General features: G+C 54.3%; 10 protein-coding genes. All 10 read left to right on the forward strand.

The genetic code is table 11. The features are described 5' to 3' along the window. Window positions 1-11: 11 nt before the first annotated feature. Window positions 12-743, forward strand: coding sequence for a segregation and condensation protein A (locus TRESADRAFT_RS02600; protein WP_245534322.1), 732 nt, complete (start codon window positions 12-14; stop codon window positions 741-743). After that, the gene (gene scpB / locus TRESADRAFT_RS02605; protein ID WP_002702564.1) at window positions 722-1,276 is read left to right on the forward strand and encodes an SMC-Scp complex subunit ScpB; all 555 of its coding nucleotides are present in this window, start codon (window positions 722-724) and stop codon (window positions 1,274-1,276) included. Before TRESADRAFT_RS02600 ends, scpB begins: the two co-directional genes overlap by 22 nt. Beyond that, entirely contained in the window at window positions 1,239-1,997 is a 759-nt protein-coding gene (locus tag TRESADRAFT_RS02610; protein WP_002702566.1) for a pseudouridine synthase, read from the forward strand. Before scpB ends, TRESADRAFT_RS02610 begins: the two co-directional genes overlap by 38 nt. 10 nt (window positions 1,998-2,007) lie before the next feature. After that, window positions 2,008-2,640, forward strand: coding sequence for a (d)CMP kinase (gene cmk / locus TRESADRAFT_RS16380; protein ID WP_002702568.1), 633 nt, complete (start codon window positions 2,008-2,010; stop codon window positions 2,638-2,640). A 31-nt stretch (window positions 2,641-2,671) separates the two neighbouring features. Then, the gene (gene rpsA / locus TRESADRAFT_RS02620) at window positions 2,672-4,369 is read left to right on the forward strand and encodes a 30S ribosomal protein S1 (protein ID WP_002702570.1); all 1,698 of its coding nucleotides are present in this window, start codon (window positions 2,672-2,674) and stop codon (window positions 4,367-4,369) included. Between the two features lie 21 nt (window positions 4,370-4,390). After that, complete coding sequence (locus TRESADRAFT_RS02625; RefSeq protein ID WP_002702572.1) at window positions 4,391-5,926, forward strand: sigma-54-dependent Fis family transcriptional regulator; 1,536 nt, start codon at window positions 4,391-4,393, stop codon at window positions 5,924-5,926. A 36-nt stretch (window positions 5,927-5,962) separates the two neighbouring features. Beyond that, window positions 5,963-6,631 carry a tetratricopeptide repeat protein gene (locus TRESADRAFT_RS14880; protein ID WP_002702574.1) on the forward strand — a complete coding sequence of 223 codons (669 nt, stop codon included), beginning with the start codon at window positions 5,963-5,965 and terminating at the stop codon, window positions 6,629-6,631. 9 nt (window positions 6,632-6,640) lie between these two features. Beyond that, window positions 6,641-7,438 carry a hypothetical protein gene (locus TRESADRAFT_RS02635; protein WP_002702576.1) on the forward strand — a complete coding sequence of 266 codons (798 nt, stop codon included), beginning with the start codon at window positions 6,641-6,643 and terminating at the stop codon, window positions 7,436-7,438. A 433-nt stretch (window positions 7,439-7,871) separates the two neighbouring features. Further along, a complete protein-coding gene (locus tag TRESADRAFT_RS02640; RefSeq protein ID WP_002702578.1) occupies window positions 7,872-8,612 on the forward strand; it encodes a DNA-binding domain-containing protein in 741 nt (246 codons plus the stop codon). Window positions 8,613-8,774: 162 nt separating this feature from the next. Then, on the forward strand, window positions 8,775-9,159 hold a 385-nt coding region (locus TRESADRAFT_RS02645), incomplete at its 3' end, for a leucine-rich repeat domain-containing protein (RefSeq protein WP_002702580.1).

Consider the following 9,159-nt stretch of genomic DNA (forward strand, 5'->3'; position numbering starts at 1 on the left):
GTCCCGTTGTTATGGAAAAACGCAGGTATGCCGTAGGTCAGTTTGAGGGACCGCTTGACCTACTTTTGGCTTTGATAAAGGACAATAGGATAGATTTGTACGATATACCTATCGCTGTCGTCACCGAGCAGTTCCTTGAGTACCTTGACGAGGCGTCTTCCGTCGATATAGGCGACCTTTCCGATTTTTACAGGATGGCCGCCCGTCTCGTCCATCTTAAGAGCCGGATGATGATTCCGGCGGAGCCCGATGAGGGCGATCCGTTCGAGTTCGAGGACCCGCGCGGGGATCTCGTCGAGATGCTTATCGAGTACCAGCGGTTCAAGAAGCTTTCTTCCCTGATGGAGGAGAAGGAGGACGAGAACGAGTGGAATTTCGAGCGGAAGCGGATAAAAAGGTTTCTCCCGGAGGAGCCTGCCGATGACGGATGGCAGGAGGTCGATGCGGAGGGGATGCTCATGCAGATGGGGCGGATATATCGTGCCCTCGTCTCCAGCATATCGAACACTCGGGTCCTCGACATGTACGAAGAGGTGTCGGTCGGGGAGAAGCTCACGCTGATGGAGGAGATGTTCGAGCGGAAGGGTGAGTGCCTTTTCTCCGAGCTGGTTCGTGACGGGAGCAAAATCGATTTCGTCTGCGCCTTTATGGCTGTCCTTGAGGCCGTGAAATTTAAGACTGCGAGGATTTTCCAGCGCAGGATGTTTGGAGACATAAAGATATGCCGTTGCAGGATGGATTGATTGAGGAGAACGCGGCGTTCGTCGAGATGCTCCTTTTTCTTGAGAGCAGCCCCCAGCCGATTGAGTCTTTGTCGCGCGCGTCGGGGCTGTCCGCCGATGACGTTGAGGATGCGCTTGGCGTTTTGAGGGAGCGGTACGGCTCGCCGGCTTCCGGGCTTGAGCTTTCGTTCATAGCGAACGGATACGTTCTGACGCCGAAGCGCGAGCATTGGGAGAAGGTCAAGGAGCGCTACGGGAAGAAGAATGACGGGAAGCTTTCACGCTCTGCCCTTGAGACGCTCACGATAATCGCTTACAAGCAGCCGATAACGAGGGCTGAGATTGAGGCGATACGCGGGGCTCCGCCCGACAACATGATACGGCTTCTCGTGGAGCGGCAGCTCGTGCGGGAGGTCGGGAAAAAAGATGCGCCGGGAAGGCCGACGCTTTTCGGGACCACCGGTGAATTCCTGCGGTTTTTCCGCTTGAATTCGATATCGGAGCTTCCGAAACTTGATGATTCTGAGGAAGAGAGGTTCAAACTTGCCCGCTGATGATTTGATTCGACTACAGGTTTACCTTGCGAGATGCGGTGTCGCAAGCCGCCGCGCGAGCGAGAAGTTGATTTCGGACGGACGCGTTTCCGTCAACGGCGCCGTCGTCACCGAGACAGGCACGAAGGTTTCCCTTGGCGACACTGTGTGCGTCGATATGAAGAAGGTAGAGCTTGAGACACGGAAGGTGTATGTCCTCCTGAATAAGCCGGCGGGATTCGTGTGCACGTCGTCCGATGAGGCGGGCAGAAGTTCCGCGCTCGATTTGATAAAGGATTCGTTCCCCGAGCGGCTTTACAACGTCGGCAGGCTGGACATGTTCTCCGAGGGCGCGCTGATTTTCACGAATGACGGCGATTTTGCGGTGAGGCTTTCCCATCCGAGCGCCGAAATCGAGAAGGAGTATGTCGTCGATTCCGCGGAGCCGCTTCCGAGAAGGCTTGCGGAGAATTTCAAGAAGGGCGTGCGCGTCGACGGCGTTTTCTACAGGGCGAAGGATGCTTCGGAGATGAATTCGCACCGGATGCGGGTCGTCCTTGTCGAGGGAAAGAACAGGGAGATAAGGAAAGTGTTTGAGGATTCGGGCGTGACGATTCGCAGGCTGACGCGTGTCAGGATTGGAATCGTCGGGCTCGGCGAGCTTAAGCCGGGGGAATTCAGGACGCTTTCCGATTTCGAGGTCAGGCAGCTGCTCGGCATGTGCAAGGGCAGGAGCGAATAAGGGGGATTTTATGGTTATAGCGATTGACGGTCCTGCGGGAACCGGAAAGTCCACGATTGCGGGTATTGTCTCGAAGAAGCTGGGCATCACGTATCTGAACAGCGGCAGCTTCTACAGGGCGCTCACGCTTGCGCTGAACGAAAGCGGCATCGATACGTCCGACAGCGCCGCCGTCGTCGAGTTCTGCAGGAAGCAGAAGCTCGATTATGTTGATTCTCATCTGATTCTCAACGGCGTCGACGTGGAGTCGCACCTTCATGACGATGAGGTGAGCGCGCGCGTCGCCCAAGTTTCCTCGATAGTCGAGATTCGCCATCTCGTGAACGAGATTATGCGCGGGCTGACGGAAAACCTCGACATAATCTGCGAGGGGCGCGATATGACGACCGTCGTTTTTCCGAATGCGGACTACAAATTTTATCTCGATGCGTCGATAGACGTTCAGGCGCAGCGCAGGTTCTCGCAGGGCGTCAGCAAGATGACGCTCGACGAGGTGCGCGAGGCGATACGGAAGCGCGACGAGATAGACAGGAACAAGGCCGAGGGGGCGCTCCGCATCGCGCCCGATGCCGTCTATGTCGATACTTCATCATTGACTATAGAATCTGTTTGTGAAATAATACTGAGCAAAATTCGTTTTTAAAGGGTTTGTTATGGAACAGAAGGAAGTGGAAATGAATGACTCTCAGTCCGGAAAGAGCATTCAGACACAGTTGATGGAAAAATCTCTTGAAGGTCTTGGCTCCGTTGAGAATGGTCAGCTTGTGGACGGCAAGGTCATTCAGGTGACGGATGAGTATGTCTTTGTGGACATCGGCTACAAATCGGAGGGCAAGGTTCCTGTCAGAGAATTCATCGGCGGTTTGCCGTCAGTCGGTGACATCGTTCCCGTTGTGGTCGTTCGTCTTGACGGTCGCAACGGTCCTGAAGTTTCAAAGAGCAAGGCTGATGCGAAGCAGCTCTGGAAGGTTCTCCGCCAGGCGTTTGAGGAAAAACAGGCTGTCGACGGCGTCATCGAGAAGGAAGTCAAGGGCGGTTTCGATGTCAATCTCGGCGGCGACATCCATGCGTTCCTTCCCGTCAGCCAGTCTGATATACAGCGCGTCGAGGATCCGTCAAAGCTTATCGGTCTCAACGCGAAATTCTATGTCGAGCGCATCTACACCGACAGCAAGGCAAATGTTGTCGTCAACAGAAGAAAGTACCTTGAGGAGCTCGTGGACGAGAACCGCGAGAAGTTCTTCGCGGAGACTCAGATTGGTGACGTCGTGAAGGGAACAGTCAAGAGTTTCACCAATTTCGGCGCGTTCATCGACCTCGGCGGCTTCGACGGGCTTCTCCATGTCAACGACATGAGCTGGGGGCATGCGACAAGCCCGAAGGAATTCGTCAAGAAGGGGCAGGAGATTGAGCTTAAGGTAATCAGGCTTGTCCCCGAGGAAAAGAGGATAAACCTTTCTTTGAAGCACTTCACGGAGGATCCGTGGATTCACTTCGCAGAAAAATACCATATGAACGATATCGTTGACGGTGTCGTCACCAAACTTACCGATTTCGGCGCGTTCATCGAGCTTGAAGAAGGCATCGAGGGATTGGCGCACGTCTCCGAGTTCAGCTGGACGAAGCGCGTCAGCAAGCCGTCCGATGTCGTCAAGATTGGCGACAAAATCAAGTGCATGGTTCTCGGATACGACATTCAGGCTGGTCGTGTGTCGCTTGGTCTCAAGCAGGTCACCGACAATCCGTGGGATTCGATCGCGGATAAGTATCCGGTCGGAACAAAACTCACCGGAAGCGTCGTCAAAATTACGTCCAACGGTGCGTTCATCCAGCTTGAGGAGGGAATCGACGGATTCCTTCATGCGGAAGACATTTCATGGACGAAGAAAATCAAGCATGCTGGAAGCGTTCTCAAAGTCGGCGATGAGGTCGAGGTGGTTGTCCTTGATGTCGACTCAGAGGAGAAGCGCATCACCGTCGGCATGAAGCAGACCGTTGACAATCCGTGGAAGCAGTTCGCCCAGAACTACAGCGTCGGCTCGTCATTCGAGGGTGAGATTACGAAAATCGCCGAGTTCGGCATCTTCGTGAAGTCTCCCGATGGAATCGAAGGCTTGGTCAACAAGGCTAATTTGACGGATGACCGCTCGATTCCGTACGAGGAAGTCGTTTCCAAATACAAGGTCGGCGACAAGGTTTCCGTATCTGTCGTAGATATCAACGTCGAGCGCGAGCGCGTCGCTTTCTCAATCAAGGAATTCAAGAAAGCGCAGGAGAGGAAGGAGATGTCCCAGTACATGGCATCCGTTTCCGATGATGATGACGCTTATACGTTCGGCGATTTGATGAAGTCGCAGCAGAACAAAAATTGACATTCTGACAGTTAGAATTTGATGCAAGTCGAATCTAGCAAGGTAATCGAAAGGCTGCGTATTCTCGTAGAGATAAACAGCCTTATCAATTCTAGCTATTCCGATGTAGACGCATTGTTGGTTTTTATTTTGGAATCGGCAATGCGTCTTGTTCATTGTGAGTCTTCGTCCCTGCTCCTTTTGGATAGGGACAGCTCCTCGCTTCGTTTCGTCGTTGCTTTGGGGCCGAAGGGGGCTGAGGCGAAGAATATACTGGTCAACAGAAACAGCATCGCAGGCTGGGTCGTGGAGAACAATCAGTCGCTGATTGTGAACGATGTTCTTGCCGATCCCCGCTTTTTCCGTTCCGTGCAGGATGCGACGGGCTATGTTACAAAAAACATACTCGCGATTCCGTTGCGGATAAAGGGCAACTGCGTCGGGGTGATAGAGCTTCTCAACAAGAACGGCCTGCAGCCGTTCAATGAGGATGATCTTGAATTTCTGGAGCTTCTTTCAAATCAGGCCGGTATAGCTTATTCCAACGCCGATGAATTCAGGGCGGCGCAGGACAGCATCTCTGTGTTGTCCTCGACTGTCGAGAACGGGCGGGAATACCATCCGTTCGTCGCGAAAAGCCCCGAGATTTCGAAAGTCCTTGATATTGTGAGGAACGTCGCGAAATCTGATGCGACAATCCTTCTTACGGGGGAAAGTGGCGTCGGGAAGGAGCTTTTTGCGGAGCAGATTCATCTCAACAGTTCCCGCCGGAACGGTGCGTTCGTGCGCGTGAACTGCGCGGCGTTGTCCCCGCAGCTTCTCGAGAGCGAGCTGTTCGGGCATGTGAAGGGGGCTTTCACCGATGCCGTTTCGGATGTCATGGGGCGCTTCGAGAAGGCGGACGGCGGGACGTTGTTCCTCGACGAGATTGGCGAGATTCCGCTCAATCTTCAGGCGAAGCTCCTGCGCGTTCTGCAGGAGCAGAAATTCGAGCGCGTCGGTTCCAGCGAGACTGTTTCCGTCGATGTCCGCATCATTGTCGCGACGAACCGGGATTTGGAGCGGCTTGTCGAGGAAGGCTCGTTCAGGAAGGATTTGTATTATCGACTGAACGTCGTTCCGATATGCATTCCGTCCCTGCGCAACCGCCGCGCCGACATCGAGCCTCTTGCGAGGTTCTTCCTGAAGCGTTTCAGCCTTGAGACGAAGAAGAATTTCAGGGATTTCGATGCGGATTCGCTGAGGTGCCTGCTCTCTTACGATTGGCCCGGCAACGTCCGCGAGCTTGAGAACATAATCGAGAGGGCGTGCGTTCTCGGGGGTCCTCCCTACATAAGGGTCGAGGATTTGGCGATAAAAAGCGTTCCTGCCGAGAAAACGAGTCCGTGCCCCGAGGAAATGGGGATTTCGGGCGACGATGCCGACAGGACGCTGAAAACTGCCGTGACGAACTTCAAGAAGTTCTATTTGAAGAAAATCCTTCAGGAGGTCGGCGGCAATCAGACCAAGGCCTGCAAGATTCTTGGTCTGCAACGGACGTATGTCTCCCGGTTGATTTCGGAGCTTGACATACGCTGATTATGAAAAAAATGATTTGTTAAAATGGAGTTTTTTATGTCTGAGGATATTGAGAAAGAAACGATTGATGTTTCGGTCGAGAATCTTATCGTGCGCTATCGCGTCGCTTTGGTTGCAATACTTGGCGCCGCCGTCGTCGTGCTGCTCGGGCTCCTTGTCGGAATTGTCGTCCGCGGAAAGAGCATAGAGAAGGGTATCGAGCGGGTAGAGGATATCGAATTTTTCCTTACGAAGGATGCCGCCTCGCTCGATGCTGACGGCGTTCAGAAGAGGCTTGATGATGCGGAGTCGAAGCTCGTTCCGCTTTCTTCCAAGTCGGGGATAGTCGGTCTCCGCGCGTCTATGCTGCTCGCCGACGTTTATATGATGAGGGGCGACAACGACAGCCTCGGCAAGGCCCGCTCTGTTTTCCTTTCCGTCGCGTCTTCCGGCAAGTCTTCGTATGCGGTTCCGCTCGCGCTGTATAATGCCGCCGTCTGCAGCGAACGGCTCGGCGATTTGGATGGCGCCGTTTCCGGATTCGAGAAGGCCGCGGATTTTGATGAATTCGTTTTCGGCGACCATTCGCTCTTCAGCCTTGGCCGCATTTACGAGGCGAAAGGAGACGCCGACAATGCCGCGAAAGCGTACCAGCGTCTTTGCGATGCCCATCCGTCATCGTCATGGGCAAACCTCGCGAAATCCAGGCTCATCTCGCTGAGATAACTATTGTTTATGTCCTTTAAGAACGGTGCGCCGCAGTCGGCGGGGAAACGCCTTTTTGCGGTATTCTCCTTCGTCTGCGGCGTATTTTTTTTCTCATGCGGTCTTGACGAGGTCATTTCAGTCGCGGAACCGACAAAAACAAACAATGATCCGAATTACTCCGGCGTCGATTTCTCGAAATGGTACTGCTCGTTCGTCACTGAGGAGCGCGGGAATTCCGATACGAAGGGATTCAGCGGAACCGATATCTACTACAAGATTTACAACAGCTCGTCCGCATTGGAGTCGCAGCGCTCCTCGATTCTCAGCGTGAACACTACGAGCAACGGAACCGCGTCCACGACGAAAATGATAGAGACGTACTCGTACCAGCCGCTCGGACTCTCCTCCGGCTCGCCCGAGTCCCCTTTCATACCTGATGACGGAAAGAACCGCTCCGTCGTTTTCCGCGCGAAGACGTATTCCGGGAACGAGAACTACGCCGGCGACAATATGGAGCAGTTCAGGGCGTGCGTCATAATTGACGGTCAGGTTTTGTCTTCCGGCGACGGGGTTCCGCTTGTCCCGTTCAGGAACGGGAGCACAAAGTCGTTCGATTTTTTTGACGACAACGGCGATGATTCCGATTCCGATGTGAAGCCCGCCGAGGGAGATTCCGATTTCTACTACAGTTCCTCATCGTCTGCCGACGATACGTATTACGTCCAGTTTTTTGCCGTTGGGGTTGCGTTCGACGAGGCGACCCTCTCGAATACATACAGCCTCGTCCTTGACCTCGGCTCCGTCCCGATTATAAAGGGGAGCTGAGCCGTCTTTGCCTGATTTTTTCCGCCACGAGCAGAAACCGCGTTTTCTTAAGAATTCGCGCAGTTCCCTGCCGGTCGGGTCGGATTGCGGGTTGGTTTGTCGCCAATGCAATGGCATAGCCCCTGCCCCGAGTATGGCAGATGCCCTTTTCTGCCATGCGTAGGCGATTTTCACACAACTCGCTTAAAATTTATACTCAAACCGCAATTATGTACCTATACTTACCATATGCAACGAAGTGTCGGGAGCAAACACCGCTCCCATAATGCTACTGGCTCAGGGCGAACTATGCTCGGGCGCGAAGGCTACTTAAGCGCATTTTTTCACATCAACACAAATCCACTTTCTCAAAAAAACGCCCTTGCCGGCTTGCGGCATGTTTTGCCCGCACAGGCTTGCGGGGGCTTTTTTCATATAAAAAAGGAGGCTTTTTATGGCTAAGAAGTACACTTGGAGCATAACGCTCCGCCCCAACGCATTCACACCCGACAACGACCGCGACCAGCTCGCCGACGTCGTTCCTGCGGGGACAAAGCGGGACGAGGACATCGCCGACGAAATCGTGGCGGAGGGAAGCGAAATCAAGCGAGAGACGATTCTCAATATCCTCTCTCTCCGCAACAAAAAGGTGCTGGGCTACGCGCTCGCGGGCTACAACTACTCGAACGACGTGGAGCAGATGAGTCCGCGCGTGAACGGCGTGTTCGAGGACATCAACGCGCAGTTCGACCCGAACATTCACAAATGCGTCATCGACATAACGGCGGGGGCGGCTCTGCGCTCGGAACTCTCGAACGTGGCGGTCAAGGTTACGGGCACGAAAGAGGCGGGCGGCGCGAAAATCGGCGCGGTGGCGAACTCGGTTACGGGCGAAAAGGACGGCACGATTCCGATAGGAGATGACGTTATCATCGAGGGCGAGAAAATCAAGATTCAGGACGAGGCGGACGAGGCGCAGGGCGTGTTCTTCGCGGACAGCACGGGTACGGAACACCGCGTGAGCCGCAAACTCACCGTGAACAAGCCCGCGCAACTCATCGCCCGCGTTCCCGCAGACTTGGCGGAGGGAAGCGTTACGCTCATCGTGCGCACGAAGTACACGGGGAGCGCGACGACTTTGAAGAGCGTCCGCGAACTGCGCTATGCCTACGAATTAAAGGCGGTGAAGCAGTAGGATTTCAGCAGCGGGCGCTGCGAGGTTTTAGCAACGAGCGTTACGAGGTTCTAGTAACGCTCGTTACGAGAGGCTAGTAATGAGCGTTACTAGCGTTTAGCAGCGGTAAAGGCGACCACCACAGGCGGCGTTGTCAAAGCGCGGAAAGCGCAAGGAGAAAATATGTCAAAAATCATTGACGGAATCGAGTATTCAGACGATATGAAGAAGGTCGAGGGAACCAGGAACAGAATAATCACCAGCGTGGTAATCCCCGCAGGCGTTACGGAAATCGGCTACGAGGCGTTCAGCTACTGCAAGGCGCTTGCGTCCGTGGTCATTCCCGACAGCGTTACGGAAATCGGCAAGGCGGCGTTCAGAGGCTGCGAGTCGCTTGCCTCCGTGGTCATTCCCGAAAGCGTTATGGCAATCGGCGATAGTGCGTTCAAGGGCTGCAACATCACGGAACTTTCGCACCCGTGCCTTACGATAAAGGGCGGTGTGGCGATAAAGGACGGTGAAGTGCAATACTGCGCAAGCCAAGCGCGCGAAATCGTCATTCCCGACA

This window comes from Treponema saccharophilum DSM 2985, from assembly GCF_000255555.1.
Classification (GTDB): domain Bacteria; phylum Spirochaetota; class Spirochaetia; order Treponematales; family Treponemataceae; genus Treponema_D; species Treponema_D saccharophilum.